Below are 22,758 nucleotides of genomic sequence, written 5' to 3'. Positions count from 1 at the left end.
ACCCTAGATTGGATCCCGGCGCCGGGGTGGCGCCGACCCTGACGCCGGGAACGGCGCACCGCGGGACAAATCCCGCCAAAAATAAGTGGAGCCACCATATGGCAGAGAAGCAGACTTCGCTTCAGGACCTGTTCCTCAACTCACTGCGCCGGTCGAAGACGCCGGTGACGATGTTCCTCGTCAAGGGCGTCAAGCTCCAGGGCATCGTGACCTGGTTCGATAATTTTTCGGTGCTGCTCCGTCGCGACGGCCAGTCGCAGCTGATCTACAAGCACGCCATTTCGACGATCATGCCGTCGGGTCCGATGGACCTTGCCGCGCTGCTCGATGCGGCGGGCGAATATCAGCACAAGAACCCGGTGCTGCAGGAAATCTTCCTCAACGCCGTGCGCAAGGCGCAGGAAAACGTCACGATGTTCCTGGTGAACGGCGTGATGCTCCAGGGCCAGATTGCCGCGTTCGACCTGTTCTGCATGCTGCTCCAGCGCGAGGGCATGGCCCAGCTGGTCTACAAGCATGCCGTTTCCACCATCCAGCCTGCGCATCCGCTGAACCTCGCCGAGGAAACCAACGGCGGCGACGAGGATTGATCCTCGCATGAGCACTGGTTTCGAGCGCGACCCCGACGAATTCGCGCGGGGCGCACGCGCGCTTGTCGTCTATCCCGACATGGGCGGAAGCTCGCGCGACGCCGAGGCGCGGCTGGAGGAAACTGCCGGCCTCGCCGCGGCGATCGGCGTCGACGTGGTCGAGCGGGTCGCCGTTCGACTGCGCCAGCCCAAGCCGGGTACGCTGATCGGCTCGGGTCAGGTGGAAGCCCTGGCCGAGACGGTCCGCGACGGCGAACTCCAGCTCGCGGTGTTCGACGCCGGCCTTACGCCGGTGCAGCAGCGCAACCTCGAGACCGCGCTGGGCTGCAAGGTGATTGACCGCACCGGCCTGATCCTCGAAATCTTCGGCGAGCGCGCCCGTACCGCCGAGGGGCGGCTGCAGGTTGAACTCGCCCACCTCGATTACCAGGCGGGTCGGCTGGTCCGCAGCTGGACCCATCTCGAGCGGCAGCGCGGCGGCTTCGGCTTTCTCGGCGGCCCGGGCGAGACCCAGATCGAAGCCGACCGCCGACTGATCCGTGATCGCATGGCGCGGCTGCGGCGCGAGCTCGACCAGGTCAGCCGTACCCGTACGCTCCACCGCGACCGGCGCCAGCGCGCGCCCTGGCCGGTGGTCGCGCTGGTCGGCTATACCAATGCGGGCAAGTCGACGCTGTTCAACCGGCTGACCGGCGCCGAGGTGATGGCGGAGAACCTGCTGTTCGCAACGCTCGACCCGACGCTGCGGCAGATCTCGCTGCCCGGCATCGACAAGGCGATCCTGTCGGACACGGTGGGCTTCGTCTCCGAACTGCCGACCCAGCTGGTCGCCGCGTTCAAGGCGACGCTGGAAGAGGTGGTCTCGGCCGACCTGCTGATCCATGTCCGCGACATCGCGCATCCCGATACCGAGGCGCAGCGCGCGGATGTGGAGAAGGTGCTGCAGGAAATCGGCGTGTCCGAGCATACCCCGCGCTTCGAGGCGTGGAACAAGCTCGACCTGCTCGACGAGGAGCAGCGCGAGGACGCCATGGCAACTGCGGCACGCCGCACTGACGAGGTCCGGGTGATTTCGGCGCTGACGGGCGAGGGCGTCGACGCGCTGGTCGAAGGCGTGGCCGCCCGGCTTACCGAGGGGCATCGCCGCTATACCTTGCGGCTCGATCCGGCCGATGGCGCCGGGGCGGCATGGCTGCACCAGCATGGCGACGTCATCGAGCAGCATATCGAAGACGAGCAGGCGGTGTACGAAGTGCGGATGGCGCCGCGCGATTATGAGCGGTTCGTCACGCGGGGGTAGGGAGCAAACGCTCTCGACGTCTTGGCTTTTGCAGACTTATCTCACGCCGTCATTCCGGCGAAAGCCGCAATCCATTGGCACTCCGTCGAGGCTCTTGCTTCAAGCGAGAGGCGAATGGATCCCGGCTTTCGCCGGGATGACAGCTAAGAGGTTGAGGCGGCCGGGAGAGCCGAACCCCTTCACCCCCGCTTCACCACCTGCCAAAGCGCTTCCTTGCCCTCCAGGTCCAGCCCCACGAACGCCTCGCCGGCGCGATCTTCCATCGCCTTGAAGCGCCGCTCGAACTTGCCGTTCGCCGCGCGCAGCGCCGCCTCGGGCTCCACGCCCAGCTTGCGGGCGAAGTTCACCACCGCAAACAGCAAGTCGCCCACCTCTTCGGCGCGATGCGCGTCGTTCTCGGCCGTCTCGACCTCCTCCAATTCCTCAAGGATCTTCTCCCGCGCGCCCGTCGCATCCGGCCAGTCGAAGCCGGTGCGCGCCGCGCGCTTCTGGAGCTTCTCGGCGCGGAGCAGCGCGGGCAGGCCGATCGCGACGCCGTCGAGCGCGCTCGACGCGCCCTTGGCGCCGCGCTCCTCGGCCTTGATGACTTCCCACAGGTGATGGCCGCCCTCGGCAACGTCGCCGAAGATATGCGGGTGGCGACGTTCCATCTTGTCGCTGATCGAGGTGACCACGTCCGCCAGCGCGAACTGGCCGGATTCCTCGGCGATGCGGGCATGGAATACCACCTGGAGCAGCAGGTCGCCCAGCTCGTCCTTCAGTTCGGCGATATCGCCGCGCTCGATCGCGTCGGCGACCTCATAGGCTTCCTCGATCGTGTAGGGCGCGATGGTCTCGAAGGTCTGGGCGACGTCCCACTCACAGCCACGTTCCGGATCGCGCAGCCGTTCCATGATGGCGATCAGGCGATCGATGCCGGTGGGGGACGTCATGAAAAAGGCCTCCTGAACGCGGGTGCGGACAGGAGGCCTTTGGAGATCGCACGCAGCTTAGGCAAGCCGTACGGTCAAGCTCAGTCGAGCCGGCGCCCGAGCTCCTTGTTGAAGTAGAGCGCGATCAGCGTGCCGGCGGCACCCGAGAGCAGGTACAGGCCCGAGGCGATCACGCCCCAGTTGCTGGCCAGCAGCAGCGCGGCGAGCGGCGCGAAGCCGGCGCCGAACAGCCAGGCGAGGTCCGAGGTCAGCGCCGCCCCGGTATAGCGGGCGCGCTTCGGGAAGTTGCTCGCGACCGCCCCCGAGGACTGGCCGAACGCCAGGCCGAGGAGGATGAAGCCAAGCACCATGAACACCGTTTCGCCGGCATTGCCGCGCTCGAGCAACTGCGGCGCGAAGCCCGAATAGGCGGCGATCGCAGCGGCGGTGTAGCCGAGCAGCGAGCGGCGACCGATCCGGTCGGCGAGGATACCCGAGATCACGATCGCGACCAGACCGCAGGCGGCGGCGCCGACCTCGATCCACAGGAAGCGCGTCATGTCCTCGGTCGTGTAGAGCGCGATCCAGGAGAGCGGGAACACGGTGACCATGTGGAAGAGCGCAAAGCTCGCCAGCGGGGCGAAGGCACCGATGATGATGTTGCGCCACTGCGCCTTGATCGTCGCGGTGACACGCGACGGGGTCAGCTCGCGGCTTTCGAACAGCTTCACATATTCGGGCGCGACGACCATGCGCAGGCGGGCGAACAGCGCCACCACGTTGAGCGCGAAGGCGACGAAGAACGGGTAGCGCCAGCCCCAGCTCATGAAGTCGGCCGAGTCGAGCGCGCCGAGGAAATAGGCGAACAGGCCGCTTGCAACGATCAGGCCAAGCGGGGCGCCGAGCTGCGGCACCATCGCGTACCAGCCGCGACGCGCGGGCGGCGCGTTGAGCGCAAGCAGCGAGGCGAGGCCGTCCCAGGCGCCACCCAAGGCGATGCCCTGCAGGATCCGAAGCGCGGCGAGCAGGATGGCCGACCATGCGCCAACCTGCGCGTATCCGGGCAGGAATGCCATCGTCACCGTCGCGGTGCCCAGCAGGAACAGCGCGAGGGTGAGTTTCGCGCCGCGTCCATGACGGCGGTCAATGCGCATGAAGATCTGTGTGCCGATAGGACGGGCGATGAAGGCCAGCGGGAACAAGGCGAACGACCAGAGGGTGCCGGTCACCCGATCCATGTAGGGAAACACCAGCGCCGGGAACACCAGCACCGATGCGATCGCATACACGAAGAAGTCGAAAAACTCGGACGTTCGCCCGATGACCACGCCGATGGCGATATCGCCGGGGCGGAGGTGATCTTCACCGTGCGAGGTGTTGATCAGGCGGGCGTCATGTTCGATCTGCGTCGAACCAAGCTGAGCATTGGCCATGGGATATGTCTACCGCAAAGCTTTGGGGAAAGCACCTAGGGAAAGTCTCGGGTTGCAGCCATGGGACAAATTGTCCTATTTCGCGCCCGCACAACCACTCCTAACTCGCGGCCGCTATGTTTCGATCCATGACCCCGTTCCGTCGCGCCCTCAGGCCGACGGCCTTGATCGCTACCCTCGCTGCCCCGCTGATCCTCGGCGGGTGCGACCTTGTGGTGATGAATCCGTCCGGCGATGTTGCACGGCAGCAAGCCGATCTGATCCTCTGGTCCGTCTTTTTGATGCTGCTCATCATCGTGCCGGTGATGATCCTGACGGTGGTTTTCGCGGTCAAGTACCGTGCGAGCAACACCGAGTCGGAATACAAGCCCGACTGGGATCACTCGACGCGGATCGAGCTGGTCATCTGGTCGGCGCCGCTGCTGATCATCATCGCGCTCGGCGCGCTGACCTGGCTGACCACGCACCAGCTGGACCCGTATCGGCCGCTGGACCGCATCGCCCCGGGCAAGCCGATCCCGGCCGGCCAGGAGCCGCTGGAGATCCAGGTCGTCTCGCTCGACTGGAAGTGGCTGTTCATCTATCCCGAGCAGGGCGTCGCCACGGTCAATGAGCTGGTGCTGCCGGCCGATCGCCAGGTGCGCTTCCGCCTGACCTCGTCGAGCGTGATGAACACCTTCTACGTGCCGGCGATGGCGGGCATGATCTACACCATGCCGGGCATGGAGACGAAGCTCCACGCGGTGATGAACCGCGTCGGCACCTTCGAGGGCGTGAGCGCCAACTATAGCGGCGCCGGCTTCTCCGACATGCGCTTCCCGACCCTGTCGGTGGACAATGCGGGCTTCGACCAGTGGGTCGCCAAGACCAAGGCCAGCGGTGGTTCGCTCGATGCTGCGCAGTATCTCACGCTCGAAAAGCCGAGCGAGAAGGTGCCGGCGATGCACTTCGGCGCGATCGAGGCCGGTCTGTTCGACCGCATCGTCCAGATGTGCGTGAAGCCCGGCACGACCTGCGGCGGCCACATGATGCACCATGGTGCGGGTGCCCAGGAAGTTGCGCCTGCGGTAAACAACCGTTCGGGCGATGGCGCCGATGGCGCGCTGATGAAGTCGCCGGATGAAATGAAGACCAGTCCGCACCTGACCCATCCGCACGGAGCTCCCGCCGGCCACAGCGAACCCGGCGCGGATTCGAACCGTAACATGACCCGCATGGACGCGCCGGCCTATCCCGGTCGCGCGGCGGCGGGCGAGGCTTGAGCACTCCCATGTCTGACACCTTGATCAAGATGATCTTCGGTCGGCTCTCCATCGAGAGCCTGCCGATCCACGAGCCGATCGTCGTGGCGACCTTCGCGGGCGTCGCACTCGGTGGCATCGCGCTGGTTGGCGCGCTGACCTATTTCCGCCTGTGGGGCTATCTCTGGAAGGAGTGGTTCACCACCGTCGATCACAAGCGCATCGGCATCATGTACATGGTGCTGGGCCTGGTGATGCTGCTGCGCGGCTTTGCCGACGCGATCATGATGCGTCTCCAGCAGTCGATGGCGTTCGGCGCCAACGAAGGCTATCTCAATTCGCACCACTATGATCAGATCTTCACCGCGCACGGCGTGATCATGATCTTCTTCGTGGCGATGCCGTTCGTCACCGGCCTGATGAACTTCGTGGTGCCGCTGCAGATCGGCGCGCGCGACGTCAGCTTCCCGTTCCTGAACAATTTCAGCTTCTGGATGACGGCGGCCGGTGCGGCGCTGGTGATGGCCAGCCTGTTCATCGGTGAGTTCGCGCGGACCGGCTGGCTGGCGATGGCGCCGCTGTCGGGCCTCGATTACTCGCCGGACGTCGGTGTCGACTATTATATCTGGGCCTTGCAGATCGCGGGCGTGGGTACCTTGCTGTCGGGCGTCAACCTCGTCGCCACGATCGTCAAGATGCGCGCCCCGGGCATGGGCCTGATGAAGATGCCGATCTTCACCTGGACCGCGCTTGCCACCAACATCCTGATCGTCGCCGCCTTCCCGGTGCTCACCGCGGTGCTCGCGATGCTCAGCCTCGATCGCTATGTCGGCACCCAGTTCTTCACGAACACCGGCGGCGGCAACCCGATGATGTACGTGAACATGATCTGGATCTGGGGTCACCCGGAAGTCTACATCCTGATCCTGCCGGCGTTCGGCATCTTCTCGGAAGTCACCTCGACCTTCTCCGGCAAGCGCCTGTTCGGCTATACCTCGATGGTCTACGCCGTGCTGGTCATCACCATCCTGTCGTACCTCGTCTGGCTGCACCACTTCTTCACGATGGGCTCGGGCGCAAGCGTGAACAGCTTCTTCGGCATCACCACGATGATCATCTCGATCCCGACGGGTGCCAAGATCTTCAACTGGCTGTTCACCATGTACAAGGGCCGCATCCGCTTCGAACTGCCGATGATGTGGACCGTCGCGTTCATGCTGACCTTCGTGATCGGTGGCATGACCGGCGTGATGCTCGCGGTGCCCCCGGCCGACTTCGTGCTGCACAACTCGCTGTTCCTGGTGGCGCACTTCCACAACGTGATCATCGGCGGCGTGCTGTTCGGCCTGTTTGCCGGCATCAACTACTGGTGGCCGAAGGCGTTCGGCTTCAAGCTCGACAAGAAGTGGGGCCTGGTCTCCTTCTGGTGCTGGGTGGTGGGCTTCTGGGTGGCGTTCACGCCGCTCTACGTCCTCGGCCTGATGGGCGTGACCCGTCGCCTGCGCCACTTCGAGGATCCGAGCCTGCAGATCTGGTTCGTCGTCGCCGCGATCGGCGCCGCGATCATCGCAGTCGGCATCGCTGCCTTCCTGATGCAGATCTTCGTCAGCATCCGTAACCGCGAGGCGCTGCGCGACGACAGCGGCGATCCGTGGAACGCGCGCACGCTGGAATGGGCGACCTCGTCGCCGCCGCCGGCCTACAACTTCGCGTTCTCGCCCGTTATCCACGACCTGGATGCCTGGTACGACATGAAGGCGCGCGGCGCGAAGCGTCCGATCACCGGCTATCTGCCGATCCACATGCCCAAGAACACCGGCACCGGCATCATCCTCGCGGGCTTCTCGCTCGTCGTCGGCTTCGCGATGATCTGGTACATCTGGTGGCTCGCGGCAGCGGCCTTCCTGGGTCTGCTCGTCACGGCGATCGTCCATACCTTCAACTATGATCGCGACTTCTACATCTCCGCAGAAGAAGTGACCGAAACCGAGAATGCGCGCACCACGGTGCTCGCGCGCCTGGGAGCCTGACGCGATGAGCGCCACGACCGTACCGACGGGGGACACGCCCGTCTTCTACCAGCTCGAGGAGGAGCATCACGAACCCGGCGGCAGCACGCTGCTCGGCTTCTGGATGTACCTGATGAGCGACTGCCTCATCTTCGCGATGCTGTTCGCGGCCTGGGGCGTCTATGGCACCAGCTTCGCGGGAGGCCCTACCTCCCACGAACTGTTCAAGCTGCCGCTGGTGGCGGTGAACACGGCGATGCTGCTGTTCTCGTCGATCACCTACGGCTTCGCGATGATTGCCATGCAGGAACAGCGCAAGGGCGCCGTCCAGGCCTGGCTGCTGCTGACCGCGCTGTTCGGCGCCGCCTTCCTGGGCATCGAGCTCTATGAGTTCTCGGAGCTGATCCATGAGGGCGCCGGCCCCTGGCGTTCGGCGTTCCTCTCCTCGTTCTTCACCCTGGTGGGCACCCACGGCCTGCACGTCACTTTCGGCCTGATCTGGCTGTTCACGCTGATGGTGCAGATCGGCCGCAAGGGCCTGATCCCGGCCAACGTCCGTCGCCTGCAGTGCCTGTCGCTGTTCTGGCACTTCCTGGACGTGATCTGGATCGGCGTGTTCACCTTCGTCTATCTGTTTGGAGCCATGCGATGAGCGCGGACACCCACGGCCACGCCGGCCACACCCACGCCCACGGGCATGATCATGGCCATGACGCGCCGCACTCGACCCGCGGCGGCTACATCACCGGCTTCCTGCTCTCGGTCGTCCTCACCGCGATCCCCTTCGGGATCGTTATGGGCGGCTGGATCGTCGACACCCGCGTGGCGGTGGCGGTCTGCGCGGCGCTGGCGATGGTGCAGATCGTCGTCCACATGATCTACTTCCTCCACATGAACAGCAAGTCGGAGCAGGGCTGGACCCTGATGGCGCTGGTGTTCACGATCATCATCATCGTCATCGCGCTCGCGGGCTCGCTGTGGGTGATGTACAACATGAACCTCAACATGATGCCCGGGATGGCTTCCGGCGCCGGCATGTGAGCCGGCCGGCTTCCCGCAACGGGATGGCGATCGCGCTGCTGCCGCTGATCGCCATCCTTCTCGGCCTCGGCATCTGGCAGGTCGAGCGACGCGCCTGGAAGCTGGCATTGATCGACCGGGTAGAGCGGGGGCTGGCCACGGCGCCGGGTCCCGCCCCGGGGCCCGCCGAATGGGCAGGCATCACCACCGAGGCGACCTACCGCCGTGTACGCGCCACCGGCTATTATCTTCCCTGCCGCACGAAGCTCGCGCAGGCTGTCACCGATCTCGGTCCTGGCAAATGGGTGATGACACCGCTCGTCACCGATCGGGGCTTTACGGTCTTCGTAAATCGCGGGTTCCTGCCGGAAGGCCGGTCCTTGCCGGACTGCACGTCGGCAGGCGCGAAGCCGGTCAGTGTTTCCGGTCTGCTGCGCCTGAGCGAACCCAAGGGCGGCTTTCTGCGCGCCAACGATCCCGCTGCCGACCGCTGGTATTCGCGCGACGTGGGTGCAATGGGGCGGGGGCTTCCGCAGCTCGCGCCCTATTTCATCGACGCCGATCGTAGCGGCGATGGCTGGCCGCGGGGCGGCATGACGGTCGTCCGTTTCCCCAACAACCATCTCGTCTACGCGCTGACCTGGTTCGGCCTCGCCCTGCTGACCGCCTGGTTTGCATGGTGGGCATGGCGCGGGCGTGGAGACGCATGACCACGGCGACGCCGGAGGAAGCCGCCCGCCGCAACCTGCTGCTGCTGGTCCAGTTGCGCTGGCTGGCGGTGCTGGGGCAGCTGACGACGATCCTCGGCGTCCATCTGTTCTTCGGCGTGCGCCTGCCGCTGGTGCCGATGCTCCTCACGGTCGGCGTGCTGGTAGCCTTGAACCTGGCGATGTATCCGGCGCGCGCGCTGCGCCCCGCCACCAATGCGCAGGTCATGGCCGGGCTGCTGGTGGACGTCGCATGCCTCACCGTGCTGCTCTACCTCAGCGGCGGCGCCACCAATCCCTTCGTCTCGCTCTACCTGCTGCAGGTGGTGCTGGGTGCCGTGCTGCTGGAAACGGGATCGAGCTGGGTGTTGGTGCTGCTCACCAGCTCGGCCTTCGCGGTGCTGGCGATCGTGCACCGGCCGCTGCCCTTGCCGCCGATGCTCGCCACATCGCTCTCGGGCCCGTTCCTCTTCGCGCTGTGGTTCAACTACACGCTGACGGCGACGCTGATCGTCCAGTTCGTCACCCGCATCGCGCGCAATCTGCGCGATCGTGACGCGCGCCTTGCCGAGCTTCGCCAGCGCGCGGCCGAAGAGGAGCATATCGTGCGCATGGGGCTGCTCGCCAGCGGCGCGGCGCACGAACTGGGAACGCCGCTCGCGTCGATCTCCGTCGCGCTGGGCGACTGGCGTGCGGACAAGAAGATCGCGCAGGATCCGCAGCTCAGCGCCGAGGTGGCGGACATGCAGGCAGAGGTCGCACGCTGCAAGGCGATCGTCGCCGGGATCCTGTTCGCGGCGGGCGAGATCAGCGGCGAGTCGCCCGAGCGCACCACGCTCCGGCGGTTCGTCACCGGACTGGTGGAAGGCTGGCCGCGCAACGACAGCGTGATCCTCGACTACCGCCTCGGCAGCGACCTGCCGATCGTCGCCGATCGCGCACTGGGGCAGTCGATCGTCAATCTGCTCGACAATGCAGTGGAGGCGGGCGCGACCCACATCCGGCTGTCGATCGCGCAGCAGGACGACGCACTGGTGCTGGCGGTGCGTGACGACGGGCGGGGCTTTCCTGCCGACATTCTCCCGCGGATCGGCGACCCCTATAACAGCAGCAAGGGCATGCAGGGCGCCGGGCTGGGGCTGTTCCTGACCCATAATGTACTACGCACGCTGGGCGGCACGCTGACGGCGCGCAACTGCGAAACGGGCGGTGCGGAGGTGATGCTGCGCGTGCCCGAGGCTGCTCTCGCACTTGAGGACGAAAGCGAATGACCGCACATAAGTTATTGATCGTGGAAGATGATGTGGTTTTCGCCCGCACCCTGGGCCGGTCCTTCGAGCGACGCGGCTACACGGTGGAGGTCCGCAACGGGCCCGAGGATCTGGAGGCGCTCGCCCGGCAGTTCGAGCCCGATCGCGCGGTGGTGGACCTGCGGCTCGGTGGCAGTTCGGGCCTTGCCTGTGTCAAGCAGCTGCACGAGATCGACGCGGCGATGCGGATCGTCGTGCTGACCGGCTTCGCCAGCATCAGCACGGCGGTGGAGGCGGTGAAGCTGGGGGCCACCAACTATCTGATGAAGCCGGCCAACACCGACGACATCGAAGCAGCGTTCGATCGCGTCGACGGCGATGTCGATACCGAGCTCAAGGCGCGACCTACCTCGATCAAGACGCTCGAATGGGAGCATATCCACCAGACGCTGGCGGACACCAACTACAACCTGTCCGAAGCGGCGCGGCGCCTGGGCCTCCATCGCCGAACGCTGGCGCGAAAGCTCGACAAGAAGCACCTCTAGCGGGAGCCTGCGGCCGCGGCCTCAGCCGCGCAGCACGCGATCGTCGAACAGGCCGAAGGCGAGGGTGGACGCGTAAAAGGCCACCGCACGGTCGCGCGGCATGGTGCCTGCCCATTTGCGCATGTCGAACGCGGCGTTCTGCAGCGCCATCAACGCCTGGCTGGCGACCAGCGGGTCGATCGAGCGGATCGTACCCTCGGCGATGCCGTCGGACAGCATGCCGGCGAAGCGCCGCGCGATCCGGTTTGATCGATCGAGCATCGTGTTGCGGACATGCGGCGGCAAGCCGGAAAGCGCGGTGGTGCGGAGGAGCGGCCCGCGCTCCGAAAATTGGTAGTCGAGCAGCGTGGCCAGCGTGCTTTCGATGCGCTGCCACTGGGTGCCGGCGTGGCTTTCCGCCAGCCGCTGCGCATCGGCAAGGATGTCGAAGCTGCGCTTGTAGCAGGCGATGACCAGGTCGTCCTTGGCATCGAGATGGTGATAGAAGCTTCCCTTGGTGACATTGAGCTCCGAGGCGATCCGCTGCACCGAGGCGCCGCGATAGCCGAGTTCGTTGATCAGCCGCGTGGCGGCCAGCAGAAACGCCTCGCGGCCGGGCTCAGGCTCCTCGTGCACGAGTTCGAACAGTTCGGGCGTCCAGACCTGCCCCGGTGCGGCGATGCCGTGACGAAACACGTCCATCAGCCGTGCCTCGACCCGCGGATATTCGTCGATCTCGTAGCGTGACATCCACGCGTTCAGCCAGAAGCTGTTCTCCAGCAGCACATGCGCACGTGCGCCACGCAGGTCGGTCTCGGCGCGGGAGCCTTCGCTGCCCCACAGGCTGCGCGTCTTGCGGAAGACATTGCGCCAGCCGGTCAGCAGCTTGCCCTTCAGCGGCTCCTCCATTGCGCGCAGGTCCGAGAGGATGGCGACTGCCTGTTCCTCGCCGCGGCCGATGCGCGCCAGCCGTTCCATGTTGGTGGCGAGGAAGCGGGCGACGCGCGCCTCCGGCGTGGGCTCGGCGAGCGCCTGGTCGAGGATCGCGTCCAGCCAGGCCAGCGTCTGCTCGAACGCGGCGGCGGCAAGGTCTTCCTTGCGCTTGAAATAATAGGTTACCGACGTGGTGTTGAGGCCGACGCGCCGCGCGACGTCGGCGAAGGTCATGCCTTTCGCGCTCTGCTCGTTGATGGCGGCGGCGGCGGCGGCGAGGATGGCGTCGCGCTTGGCCTGGAACCGTTTCGTATTCGTGGTCTCGATCTTGGGCGGCGATTGCATCGCGCCAGCTTAGCCGTTTCCGTCGCGCGCCAAAACGGTTTTTTGAAGCGGGTATGTCGCGAATTTGATCGGTGGCCACCCTTTACCGAATATCGGGTACGGGCTAAGCCTTGGTCAAAGAGTGACAGGAGAGCGATGCCATGGACTTCACGCTGAACGCGCGCGAGACCCATTTCCGCGATCGGGTGAAGGCCTTTATCGATGCCGAGGTTCGGCCGCGTGACGCCGATTATCGCGCGGCCGCGGCCGCCGGGGACCGCTGGGCTGTCAACCCGGTTCTGGAGCAGGTGAAGGCGCGTGCCAAGGCCGCGGGCCTGTGGAATTTCTTCATGCCGCCGCAATCCGGGCGACCGCATGTCGACGACAGCTTCGTGTTCGAAGGCGAGCAACTCACCAATCTGGAATATGCGCTGTGCGCGGAAGAGATGGGCCGGGTTGGCTGGGCGTCGGAGGTGTTCAACTGCTCCGCGCCCGATACCGGCAACATGGAAGTGCTGCATCGCTACGGCACGCGGGCCCAGAAGGACGCGTGGCTGGCGCCGCTGATGCACGGCGAGATCCGATCGGCCTTCCTGATGACCGAGCCGGCGGTCGCCTCTTCCGACGCGACCAACATCGAGACGCGGATCGAGCGCGACGGTGATCATTATGTGATCAACGGGCGCAAATGGTGGTCCTCGGGCGCGGGCGATCCGCGCTGCAGGATCGCCATCCTGATGGGCAAGACCGATGTCGGCGCCGCCAAGCACGCCCAGCAGAGCATGATCCTGGTGCCGCTCGACACCCCCGGCGTGACCATCGAGCGGATGCTTTCGGTGTTCGGGTATGATCACGCGCCGCACGGCCATGCCGAGATCGTGCTGCGCGACGTGCGTGTGCCGGCGGACAATCTGTTGCTCGGCGAGGGGCGCGGTTTCGAGATCGCGCAAGGCCGCCTCGGGCCCGGGCGCATCCACCATTGCATGCGAACGATCGGGGTCGCGGAAGAGGCGATCGGGGCGATGGCCAAGCGCCTCGTCAGCCGGGTCGCCTTCGGGAAGCGCATTGCGGACCATTCGATCTGGGAACAGCGCGTCGCCCGGGCGCGGATCGACATCGAGATGACGCGGCTGCTCTGCCTGAAGGCGGCGGACATGATGGACAAGGCTGGCAACAAGGCCGCCCAGCTCGAGATCGCGATGATCAAGGTGCAGGCGCCGAACATGGCGCTGCAGATCCTGGACGATGCCATCCAGGCGCATGGCGGCGCCGGGGTGAGCGACGATTTCGATCTCGCGCACAACTGGGGCAGCATCCGCACGCTGCGGCTCGCCGACGGGCCCGACGAGGTCCATGCCCGCGCGATCGCCCGTGCGGAGTTCGGCAGATATGCCGACTTCAAGGCGGATCGCGCCTCGTCCGGCGACCTCGGCGTCAGTCGCTAGGAGGCGGAGGATGAAAGCAGCCGTCCTGTTCGAAGCAAAGACGCCGCTCGTCATCGAGGAGGTGGAGGTGTCCAGGCCGGGCCCGCGGGAGGTGCTGATCCGCACGGCCGCGGTGGGCGTGTGCCGATCGGACCTTCATTTCGTCGATGGCGCCTTCCCGCATCCGGTGCCGACCGTGCCGGGTCATGAGGCTGCGGGCGTGGTGGAGGCAGTGGGATCGGATGTCGCGCATCTCCGGCCCGGGGATCATGTCGTCACCTTCCTCACGGTGTTCTGCGGCGCCTGCGAGATGTGCGTGACGGGGAGGCCCTCGCTCTGCGTCGATCCGTCGACGCGGCGCCCGCCGGGCGCCGAACCCCGGCTCAAGCTCGCCGGCGGGGCGCCGCTCGCCCCCTTCCTCAACCTCTCCGCCTTTGCAGAGATGATGCTGGTGCACGAAAATGCCTGTGTCGCGATCAGCAAGGAGATGCCGCTCGATCGCGCGGCCCTGCTCGGCTGCGCGGTGATCACCGGCGCGGGCTCGATCTTCAACGACAGCCGCCTGCGCCCCGGCGAGAGCGTCGCGGTGATCGGGGCGGGCGGGATCGGACTTGCCGCGATCAATGCGGCGAAGATCGCGGGGGCGGGGCAGATTATCGCGCTCGATCCCGTGCCGGAAAAGCGCGCACTCGCCGAAAAGATGGGCGCCACGCACAGCTTCGATCCGATGGTGGATGGCGTCGCCAAGCAGGTTCTGGGAGTGAGCGGAGACGGCGTCCACTATGCGATCGAAGCGGTGGGGCGACCCGCCACTGCCGAACTCGCCTGGCAGATCCTGCGACGGGGCGGCACCGCCACGATCCTCGGCATGATCGCGCCGGGACAGTCGGTGAGCCTGCCGGGTCCCAGCTTCCTGAGCGGCAAGAAGATCCAGGGCTCGCTGCTGGGCAGCACCCGCTTCCCCATCGACATGCCGCGACTGGTCCAGCATTATCTCGAAGGCAGGCTCGATCTGGACACCATGGTGGCCGAGCGGATCCGGCTGCCGCAGATCAACGAGGCACTCGACAAGCTCCGCCAGGGCACGAGCGTCCGCTCGGTGATCGAATTCGCATGAGCGACCTCGATGAGACCCGGCTTGCTGCCTGGGCTGCGGCGCACGTTCCCGGCTTCACCGGGCCGGTGACGGTCACGAAGTTTCCAGGCGGGCAGAGCAATCCAACCTATCGCGTTGAAAATGACAGCGGTACCTATGTGCTTCGCCGCAAGCCTTTCGGCACGATCCTGCCCTCCGCGCATGCGGTGGAGCGCGAGTATCGGCTGATCGCCGCGCTGCATCCCGCGGGCTTTCCGGTCGCGCGGCCCTATGCGCTGTGCGAGGACCGGCAGGTGATCGGCGCGCCCTTCTACCTGATGGAACTGGTGGACGGCCGGACGTTCTGGGACGGGTCGCTGCCCGGCATGGCGCCGGCGGAGCGGACGGCGATCTACGAGGCGATCGTCGATACGCTGGCCGCGCTCCACCGGATCGAGCCGGAGGCGGTGGGGCTGGGCGATTATGGCAAGCCCGGCAATTACTTCGCCCGCCAGGTCGAACGCTGGACGCGGCAATATCGCGCCAGCCAGACCGATGACCTGCCCGAAGTGGAGGCGCTGATCGCGTTCCTGCCGCGCACCGTGCCGCCGCAGACGCGGGTCAGCATCGTCCACGGCGACTATCGCATCGACAACATGATCTTTGCCACCGATCGACCGGAGGTGCTGGCAGTGCTCGACTGGGAATTGTCGACGCTGGGCGACCCCCTGGCCGATTTCTCCTATTTCCTGATGAACTGGGTGACCGAACCGGAAGGGCGCTCGGGCGTGAAAGGGCTGGCGGGCCCCGCCACCGGCATCCCGACGATCGAGGCGATGGTCGATCGCTATTGCGCGGCCACCGGCCGCGACGGCGTGCCGGACCTCGACTGGTATTTCGCCTACAACCTCTTCCGCCTGACCGGCATCGTGCAAGGCATCAAGAAGCGAATGCTGGACGGCAATGCTTCGAGCGCCCAGGCCGCGAGCACGGTGGAACGGCTGCCCGGGCTGGCTGCTGCCGCGTGGCATTTTGCGCAGAGGGCTGGAGCATGAGCGGCATGTCGAACTTCGCCGGCAAGGTGGCCGTGGTGACCGGCGCCGCCTCCGGCATCGGGCGGGCAACAGTGCGTGCCTTTGCCGCACAAGGTGCCGCGGTGGTCGCCGCCGATCTGTCCGCCGACGTGCAGGAAACGATCGCCGGCCTCGAGGCTGCGCTCGCCGTTACCATGGATGCGGGTGACGAAAGCGATGTCCAGCGGCTGGTCGAATCCGCATGCGACCGCTTCGGCGGGATCGACATCTTCTACGCCAATGCCGGAATCTCCGGCGGCACTGCCGGCATTTTCGACGCAAGTGCAGAGCTTTGGGCAGAGGTGCTGCGGGTCAATCTGATCGGTCCGGCACTCGCCATCAAGCACGCAGCCCCGCGCATCGTTGCGCGCGGCGGCGGTGCGATCCTGTGCACGGCCAGCGTCGCCGGGCTCCGGTCGGGGGCGGGGGGCACGCCCTATTCCGCATCCAAGGCGGGCGTGATCAACCTGGTGCAGACGGCGGCGCAGCAGCTCGCCACCTCCGGCGTTCGGGTCAACGCCATCTGTCCCGGTCTGATCGAAACCGGCATGACGCAGCGCGCGTTCGACCATGCCCGCGAACAGGGCAAGGAAGAGAAGCTCGGCCAGCTCAATCCGCTGCGTCGGGCAGGACGGCCAGAGGAAATCGCGCAGGTGGCGCTGTTCCTCGCCTCCGATGCCGCGAGCTATGTCAACGGCCAGGCGATCGCCGTCGACGGCGGGCTGAGCAGCAGCCATCCCGTCACGCGGCAGGCCTTCGGCAAACCGGCATTCTGAGCTTTCGCCGCAGCATCCTGGCCGTCGGTGGCCGTTCGCCGGTGTTGAGAAATGATTAGCATGCCGCCTCTAGGCTACGTGCCGGCGGTCTGGCCAATCCCGCAGCTCTTGACAGGAGTGGCGGGATTGGTCAGGCCAGAAGCAACAAACAGCCTATAGAGGTAGCTCGATGAAGATCGTCTCGGCCAAGGTTATCGTAACCTGCCCCGGCCGCAATTTCGTGACGCTGAAGATCCACACCGATCAGGGCGTATACGGCATCGGCGACGGCACGCTCAATGGCCGCGAGCTGGCGGTGGTCTCCTACCTCGAAGATCACGTCATTCCGTGCCTGATCGGCATGGACCCGCGCCGCATCGAGGATATCTGGCAGTATCTCTACCGCGGTGCCTATTGGCGCCGCGGGCCGGTGACGATGCGCGCGATCGCCGCGGTCGACATGGCGCTGTGGGACATCAAGGGCAAGATGGCCGGCATGCCGGTCTACCAGTTGATGGGCGGCCGCAGCCGCGACGGCGTGATGGTCTATGGTCATGCCAATGGCGCTGATATCGAGCAGACCGTCGAGGCGGTCGGCAAGTATATCGACCTCGGCTACAAGGCGATCCGCGCGCAGACCGGCGTCCCGGGTATCAAGGATGCGTACGGCGTCGGCCGCGGGACGATGTATTACGAGCCCGCCGATGCGGCGCTGCCCTCGGTCACCGGCTGGGATACGCGCAAGGCGCTCAACTATGTGCCGAAGCTGTTCGAGAAGCTGCGCGTGACCTATGGCTTCGACCACCATCTGCTGCACGACGGCCACCATCGCTACACGCCGCAGGAAGCCGCCAACCTGGGCAAGATGCTTGAGCCCTACCAGCTGTTCTGGCTGGAGGACGTGACCCCGGCCGAGAACCAGGAAGCGTTCAAGCTGATCCGCCAGCACACCGTCACGCCACTCGCGGTGGGCGAGGTCTTCAACACGATCTGGGACGCCAAGGACCTGATCCAGAACCAGCTGATCGACTATCTGCGCGCGACCGTAGTCGGCGCGGGCGGCCTGACGCATCTGCGCCGCCTGGCCGATCTGGCGAGCCTCTATCAGGTGCGTACCGGCTGCCACGGGGCGACCGACCTGTCGCCGGTGACGATGGGCTGTGCGCTGCATTTCGATACCTGGGTCCCGAATTTCGGCATCCAGGAATATATGCGCCACTCCGAAGAGACCGATGCGGTGTTCCCGCACGATTATCACTTCGATCAGGGCTATCTGTTCTGCGGCGAAGCGCCGGGGCACGGCGTCGACATCGACGAGGAACTGGCGGCGAAATATCCGTACAAGCCCGCCTATCTGCCGGTCGCGCGTCTCGAGGACGGGACGATGTGGAACTGGTGAGTGTCGGAAGGGCGGTTTCGCGCCGCCCTGCATGCCGGACATCAAAAAGGCGACCTTGGGAAACCAGGGTCGCCTTTTTTTGCGCGATTGCGAAGGGAGATCAGTCCTTCCAGGCCCACCAGAGCTGGGCGGGCGGAATGTTCCACCACTCCATCTCATGCTCGATATTGTCCCAGTGCGGCGTCAGGAAGTTCCGCACATTGGGGTTGTACTGGTAGACCAGGAACGCGCCCCCGGGCCGCAGGATGTCGCGCGTCGCCTTGGCGATCGCATCGCCGATGCCGTCGGGCAGCGTCGAGAAGGGCAGGCCCGAGGCGATATAGTCGGCTTGCTCGAAGCCGTTGTCGCGCACGATCTTCTGCACGTCCGCTGCCGAGCCGAGCACCGCGACGAAGCGCGGATCGTCGATCGACTGGCGCAGATAGCGAATGAAATCGGGGTTGGTGTCGATCACGATCAGCTTGCCGTCGGGGCCGAGGCGCTCGAGGATCGGGCGGGAGAAGGTGCCGACCCCTGGGCCATATTCGACGAACAGCTTGGTGTTCGCCCAATCGACCTTGCTCAGCATGCGGCGAATCAGCCGGCCCGAGGACTGGGCCACCGCGCCGACCATCACCGGCCGCTTCAGAAACTGCTGCAGGAAGAACATGGTGGGCGAGGGCACACCGGCGGGGCGGCTGCGGCGGGCGCTGCGGCGCTTTGCGGTGGCGGTCGAAGGGGGCATGGGCTTCCTTACGAAAATATTACGCTTCGGGGACATCGGTTGCGCAAATTCCGGCGGATATGCAAGCGACCGTCGTCGAAAAGCATCCCGATTCTGGCCAGGGCAACAACGCCGGAGAGCCACTTTGTTGCCCTGCATTTTCCCGGAGCGCAGGAGTATCTAGGAAATCCGTCCCCGGCCGGTTACACCTGCGCGCATGACATCGCTCGATAAGCCCCCGGTCGGTACCTCGACGGTGAAGTGGCGTTTCCCCGATATCCACCCCGAAGGCCGCAAATATGTGCTGATCGCTGCCGCGATCGCGCTTGCCACCCTCTGGGTGTGGGACGTCCTCACCTGGCCGCTCCTTTTCCTGACGCTCGGCGTCGCCGCCTTTTTCCGTGACCCCGTACGGGTGACGCCGGTCGAGGAGGGCGTGCTCGTCGCCCCTGCCGACGGCCTCGTCACCATGATCCAGCGCGTGCCGCTGCCCCCTGAACTCGCCGGGCCGCATGCGCTCGGCACCGCGCCCATGGTGCGGGTGTCGATCTTCATGAGCGTGTTCGACGTCCATGTGAACCGCACGCCGATCACCGGCACGATCCGCCACGTCATCTATATCTCCGGCAAGTTCATGAACGCCGATCTCGACAAGGCGAGCGACGAGAATGAGCGCCAGCACATGGTGGTCGAGGATCGCGACGGTTTGCGCATCGGCTTCACCCAGATCGCCGGCCTGGTCGCGCGCCGCATCGTTGCTTTCGTCAAGCCCGGCGACATGGTCGTTGCCGGCCAGCGCATCGGCCTGATTCGCTTCGGCAGCCGCGTCGACGTGTTCCTGCCCGAGGAATATGGCGCGCAGGTGATCCTCGGCCAGCGCACCATCGCAGGCGAGACGATCATCGCCCGTCGCAACATCCCGAATGCCACCGGGGTGGCGCAATGATCGATCAACACCCGCGCACCCGGCGCGGGTTGGGGCGCAGGCCGGCACTGCCGCGCGGCATCCCGCTGCGCGCAGTCCTGCCGAACGCCGTCACCGCACTCGCCCTGTGTTCGGGTCTGACCGGCATTCGCTTCGCGATTCTAGGCAATTGGGAGGCGGCGGTATTGATGGTGCTCGCTGCCGCGGTGCTCGACGGCATCGACGGCCGCATCGCCCGGCTGGTGCGCGCCGAGAGCCGCTTCGGGGCGGAGCTGGACAGCCTGTCCGATGCCATTTCGTTCGGCGTCGCGCCGGCGCTGATCCTGTATCTCTGGTCGCTCCAGGCGCTCGGCCGGTTCGGCTGGCTGGTCGCCTTGCTCCATGCGCTGTTCTGCGCGTTGCGGCTTGCCCGCTTCAACGCGCAGATCGATCTGGCCGAGCAGCCGCACAAGTCTGCGGGCTTCCTTACCGGCGTTCCGGCACCCGCCGGAGCGGCGCTGGCCCTGACGCCGGTGTATCTCTGGCTGTGGACGGGCGAGGCGATCACGCGCGCCCCGCTCGTCATTGCCGTGTGGACGGTGCTGATCGCCATCCTGATGGTATCGAGCGTCGCGACCTTCGGCCCGAAGATCCGGCTGCGCCAGAATGTCCGCTTCGAGGCGATCGCCGTGCTGGTCGCACTCGCTGCGGCATTGGTATCGGCTCCCTGGACGACACTCGCGATCGTCGCGATCGCCTATCTCGCCAGTATCCCGTTCAGCATCCGTTCCTACCGCCGGATCAGGCGGCAGCGCGCCGCGGGTGAGGACGCGGCATTCGCGCCGGAACCGACCGTACCCTGACGCGCGAGAGGCGCGGCGACGGGGCGGGAAGCGCTACCGGCCGCGCCATGCCGAACAGCTCGGCGAAACGATGCAGTTGCGGGTGAACGCTTGCATAGAGCGTCCAGCATGCCGCTACCAACGACGACCCGAACAGAAAAAAGACAGCGAATCCAGTCATTACCCGGCTCCTGATCTTCAACGCCGATCCCCGCGGAACCCAAGAACCTCGAACTGCCGAGGGTCCAGCCTGTTCCGCCAATCGCGTTCTGATCGCTGTATGTTCTATTCCTGTTCCGTCGTCAAGCGATGTTCCGATAATGTTCCATCTTGTGCGGCGTATGGGAATCGACTAAGCGGCCCGCCTCAACCCCGCATGGGAAGCATCATAACCCGGTGTTCGGACATGTTCCGAATTCCCGCTTCCCAGAGGACCAACCGGAAGGAGTTATCCCTATGGCGGCACCTGTCGTCACCATGCAGCAGCTGCTCGAGTCGGGCGCGCACTTCGGTCACCAGACCCATCGCTGGAACCCGAAGATGAAGCCCTACATCTTCGGTGATCGCAACGGCGTTCACATCATCGACCTGTCGCAGACCGTTCCGCTGTTCGCACGCGCGCTCGAGTTCGTCAGCTCGACCGTCGCCGCCGGCGGCAAGGTGCTGTTCGTCGGCACCAAGCGCCAGGCGCAGGAGCCGATCGCCGAGGCCGCGCGTCGTGCGGGCCAGCACTTCGTCAACCACCGCTGGCTGGGCGGCATGCTCACCAACTGGAAGACCATCAGCAACTCGATCAAGCGCCTCAAGACGCTCGAGGAGCAGCTGTCGGGCGACACGCACGGCCTCACCAAGAAGGAAGTGCTGCAGCTCACCCGTGAGCGTGACAAGCTCGAGCTCTCGCTCGGCGGCATCCGCGACATGGGCGGCATCCCCGACATCATGTTCGTGATCGACGCGAACAAGGAAGAGCTGGCGATCAAGGAAGCCAACACCCTTGGCATCCCCGTCGTCGCCGTGCTCGACTCGAACGTTTCGCCGGACGGCATCGCGTTCCCGGTTCCGGGCAACGACGACGCCAGCCGCGCCATCCGCCTGTACTGCGAAGCCATCGCCATCGCCGCGACCCGTGGCGGCCGCGAAGCGCTGATGCAGCAGGGCTATGATTTCGGTGCTGCCGAGCAGCCGCCGGTCGAGGAAGCGGTCGAGGCTCAGATCGAAGCCTGATCGGCCTCGTCATCGAACCGTAATCGGGGCGGGGCAGGGCGACACGCACTGCTCCGCCCGACTTTTAACTGAGGAATAGAGACATGGCCGAGATCACCGCAGCCGCCGTCAAGGAACTCCGCGAAAAGAGCGGCGCCGGCATGATGGATTGCAAGAAGGCGCTCTCCGAGACCAATGGCGACATGGAAGCAGCGGCCGATTGGCTGCGCGCCAAGGGCCTCGCCGCCGCCGCCAAGAAGTCGAGCCGTACGGCTGCTGAAGGCCTGGTGGGCCTCGCCGTTGCCGGCACCAAGGGTGTCGCCGTCGAAGTGAATTCGCAGACCGACTTCGTCGCCAAGAACGAGATCTTCCAGAACTTCGTCCGCGAGACGACCGCGCTGGCGCTCGAAGCCGGTGACGACGTCGATGCGATCAAGGGTGCCAAGATGGCGTCGGGCCAGACCGTCGACGAGACGCTGACCGCCAACATCGCCACCATCGGCGAAAACCAGGTGCTGCGTCGCGCCAAGAAGGTCGAAGTCGCCAATGGCGCGGTGATCCCGTACGTCCACAATGCGGCGGCCCCCGGCCTCGGCAAGATCGGCGTGCTCGTCGCGCTGGAGTCTGACGCCGGTGTCGACGTGCTCGAGCCGCTCGGCAAGCAGCTGGCGATGCACATCGCGGCGGCTTTCCCGCTGGCGCTCGACGAGAGCGGCCTGGACCAGGACGTGCTCGCCCGCGAGCGTGCGATCGCTGCCGAAAAGGCTTCCGAGAGCGGCAAGCCGGCCGAGATCATCGAGAAGATGGTCGACGGCGCGGTGAAGAAGTTCGCCAAGGAAAACGCGCTGCTCAGCCAGCTGTTCGTGATGGACGGCAAGACCCCGATTTCGGACGTCATCGCCAAGGCGGCGAAGGATTCGGGCTCGGCGATCGTGCTGAAGGACTATGTCCGCTTCCAGCTCGGCGAAGGCATCGAGAAGGAAGAGAGCGATTTCGCTGCCGAAGTGGCGGCGACGGCCGGTCTCACCAAGTAATCAGGCGCGCCGGGAGGGGCCGTTTCGGCGGCCTTTCTCCGGCATCCCCGCTTGTTCGCGCGGCGCGGCTCCTCTAGGGTCCGCGCCGCTTCGCTGTCCGCTTC

At 65.8% G+C, this 22,758-nt stretch carries 22 protein-coding genes; 18 read left to right on the top strand and 4 right to left on the bottom strand.

What is annotated here, in order from left to right; all coding sequences use genetic code 11:
- Positions 1–38: 38 nt before the first annotated feature.
- Entirely contained in the window at positions 39–590 is a 552-nt protein-coding gene (hfq, locus tag SPI01S_RS03100) for an RNA chaperone Hfq (protein ID WP_281179423.1), read from the top strand.
- 7 nt (positions 591–597) lie between these two features.
- Positions 598–1,890: a GTPase HflX gene (gene hflX, locus SPI01S_RS03095; protein WP_066717982.1), complete on the top strand. Its 1,293-nt coding sequence runs from the start codon at positions 598–600 to the stop codon at positions 1,888–1,890.
- A gap of 179 nt (positions 1,891–2,069) precedes the next feature.
- Here hflX and mazG read toward each other — a convergent pair whose 3' ends face one another.
- Together mazG and SPI01S_RS03085 are read right to left on the bottom strand one after the other, a co-directional pair.
- Positions 2,070–2,822 (bottom strand): nucleoside triphosphate pyrophosphohydrolase, encoded by a 753-nt coding sequence (gene mazG / locus SPI01S_RS03090; RefSeq protein ID WP_066717979.1) that lies wholly within the window; start codon positions 2,820–2,822, stop codon positions 2,070–2,072.
- A gap of 80 nt (positions 2,823–2,902) precedes the next feature.
- Entirely contained in the window at positions 2,903–4,234 is a 1,332-nt protein-coding gene (locus SPI01S_RS03085) for an MFS transporter (RefSeq protein ID WP_066717976.1), read from the bottom strand.
- Between the two features lie 128 nt (positions 4,235–4,362).
- Here SPI01S_RS03085 and cyoA point away from each other — a divergent pair, with 128 nt between their 5' ends.
- Genes cyoA through SPI01S_RS03050 form a run of 7 tightly spaced genes read left to right on the top strand, consistent with a single transcriptional unit; the run spans position 4,363 to position 11,006 of the window.
- A complete protein-coding gene (gene cyoA / locus SPI01S_RS03080) occupies positions 4,363–5,496 on the top strand; it encodes a ubiquinol oxidase subunit II (protein ID WP_066717974.1) in 1,134 nt (377 codons plus the stop codon).
- Positions 5,497–5,504: 8 nt separating this feature from the next.
- Positions 5,505–7,505 (top strand): cytochrome o ubiquinol oxidase subunit I, encoded by a 2,001-nt coding sequence (gene cyoB / locus SPI01S_RS03075; protein WP_066717972.1) that lies wholly within the window; start codon positions 5,505–5,507, stop codon positions 7,503–7,505.
- A gap of 4 nt (positions 7,506–7,509) precedes the next feature.
- Positions 7,510–8,136, top strand: a complete 627-nt coding sequence (cyoC, locus tag SPI01S_RS03070; RefSeq protein WP_066718886.1) for a cytochrome o ubiquinol oxidase subunit III — start codon at positions 7,510–7,512, stop codon at positions 8,134–8,136.
- Positions 8,133–8,525 carry a cytochrome o ubiquinol oxidase subunit IV gene (cyoD, locus tag SPI01S_RS03065; protein WP_066717969.1) on the top strand — a complete coding sequence of 131 codons (393 nt, stop codon included), beginning with the start codon at positions 8,133–8,135 and terminating at the stop codon, positions 8,523–8,525. Before cyoC ends, cyoD begins: the two co-directional genes overlap by 4 nt.
- Positions 8,526–8,548: 23 nt before the next feature.
- Positions 8,549–9,214: an SURF1 family protein gene (locus SPI01S_RS03060; protein ID WP_066717966.1), complete on the top strand. Its 666-nt coding sequence runs from the start codon at positions 8,549–8,551 to the stop codon at positions 9,212–9,214.
- The gene (locus SPI01S_RS03055) at positions 9,211–10,482 is read left to right on the top strand and encodes an ATP-binding protein (protein ID WP_157084541.1); all 1,272 of its coding nucleotides are present in this window, start codon (positions 9,211–9,213) and stop codon (positions 10,480–10,482) included. Before SPI01S_RS03060 ends, SPI01S_RS03055 begins: the two co-directional genes overlap by 4 nt.
- Positions 10,479–11,006 (top strand): response regulator transcription factor, encoded by a 528-nt coding sequence (locus tag SPI01S_RS03050; protein WP_066717963.1) that lies wholly within the window; start codon positions 10,479–10,481, stop codon positions 11,004–11,006. Before SPI01S_RS03055 ends, SPI01S_RS03050 begins: the two co-directional genes overlap by 4 nt.
- A 21-nt stretch (positions 11,007–11,027) precedes the next feature.
- Here the strand turns inward: SPI01S_RS03050 and SPI01S_RS03045 are convergent, their stop codons facing one another.
- A complete protein-coding gene (locus tag SPI01S_RS03045) occupies positions 11,028–12,263 on the bottom strand; it encodes a TetR/AcrR family transcriptional regulator (protein ID WP_066717962.1) in 1,236 nt (411 codons plus the stop codon).
- Positions 12,264–12,403: 140 nt separating this feature from the next.
- On the opposite strand from SPI01S_RS03045, the gene SPI01S_RS03040 reads away from it, so the two are divergent.
- The 5 genes from SPI01S_RS03040 to manD all read left to right on the top strand — a co-directional run bounded on the left by SPI01S_RS03040 (position 12,404) and on the right by manD (position 17,968).
- The gene (locus tag SPI01S_RS03040; protein ID WP_066717961.1) at positions 12,404–13,687 is read left to right on the top strand and encodes an acyl-CoA dehydrogenase family protein; all 1,284 of its coding nucleotides are present in this window, start codon (positions 12,404–12,406) and stop codon (positions 13,685–13,687) included.
- 10 nt (positions 13,688–13,697) lie between these two features.
- Positions 13,698–14,783 (top strand): Zn-dependent alcohol dehydrogenase, encoded by a 1,086-nt coding sequence (locus SPI01S_RS03035; protein ID WP_066717960.1) that lies wholly within the window; start codon positions 13,698–13,700, stop codon positions 14,781–14,783.
- Entirely contained in the window at positions 14,780–15,796 is a 1,017-nt protein-coding gene (locus tag SPI01S_RS03030; RefSeq protein WP_066717959.1) for a phosphotransferase family protein, read from the top strand. The genes SPI01S_RS03035 and SPI01S_RS03030 overlap by 4 nt, the downstream gene beginning before the upstream one ends.
- Before the next feature lie 5 nt (positions 15,797–15,801).
- The gene (locus SPI01S_RS03025; RefSeq protein ID WP_066718884.1) at positions 15,802–16,590 is read left to right on the top strand and encodes an SDR family NAD(P)-dependent oxidoreductase; all 789 of its coding nucleotides are present in this window, start codon (positions 15,802–15,804) and stop codon (positions 16,588–16,590) included.
- 169 nt (positions 16,591–16,759) lie between these two features.
- A complete protein-coding gene (gene manD, locus SPI01S_RS03020; RefSeq protein WP_066717958.1) occupies positions 16,760–17,968 on the top strand; it encodes a D-mannonate dehydratase ManD in 1,209 nt (402 codons plus the stop codon).
- A 100-nt stretch (positions 17,969–18,068) separates the two neighbouring features.
- Here the strand turns inward: manD and SPI01S_RS03015 are convergent, their stop codons facing one another.
- Positions 18,069–18,692, bottom strand: coding sequence for a class I SAM-dependent methyltransferase (locus SPI01S_RS03015; RefSeq protein ID WP_066717955.1), 624 nt, complete (start codon positions 18,690–18,692; stop codon positions 18,069–18,071).
- A gap of 196 nt (positions 18,693–18,888) precedes the next feature.
- Here SPI01S_RS03015 and SPI01S_RS03010 point away from each other — a divergent pair, with 196 nt between their 5' ends.
- From SPI01S_RS03010 to tsf, 4 genes are all read left to right on the top strand, one after another.
- Positions 18,889–19,617 carry a phosphatidylserine decarboxylase gene (locus SPI01S_RS03010; RefSeq protein ID WP_066717953.1) on the top strand — a complete coding sequence of 243 codons (729 nt, stop codon included), beginning with the start codon at positions 18,889–18,891 and terminating at the stop codon, positions 19,615–19,617.
- On the top strand, positions 19,614–20,438 hold the full coding sequence (gene pssA, locus SPI01S_RS03005) for a CDP-diacylglycerol--serine O-phosphatidyltransferase (protein WP_066717951.1): 825 nt from the start codon (positions 19,614–19,616) through the stop codon (positions 20,436–20,438). The genes SPI01S_RS03010 and pssA overlap by 4 nt, the downstream gene beginning before the upstream one ends.
- A 435-nt stretch (positions 20,439–20,873) precedes the next feature.
- Positions 20,874–21,641, top strand: coding sequence for a 30S ribosomal protein S2 (gene rpsB, locus SPI01S_RS03000; RefSeq protein ID WP_066717949.1), 768 nt, complete (start codon positions 20,874–20,876; stop codon positions 21,639–21,641).
- Between the two features lie 83 nt (positions 21,642–21,724).
- On the top strand, positions 21,725–22,654 hold the full coding sequence (gene tsf / locus SPI01S_RS02995) for a translation elongation factor Ts (protein WP_066717947.1): 930 nt from the start codon (positions 21,725–21,727) through the stop codon (positions 22,652–22,654).
- Positions 22,655–22,758 lie beyond the last annotated feature (104 nt).

Source organism: Sphingomonas pituitosa NBRC 102491 (genome assembly GCF_001598435.1).
In the GTDB taxonomy this organism is placed as follows: Bacteria; Pseudomonadota; Alphaproteobacteria; order Sphingomonadales; family Sphingomonadaceae; genus Sphingomonas; species Sphingomonas pituitosa.
This window is presented reverse-complemented; position numbering and strand designations above follow the sequence as displayed.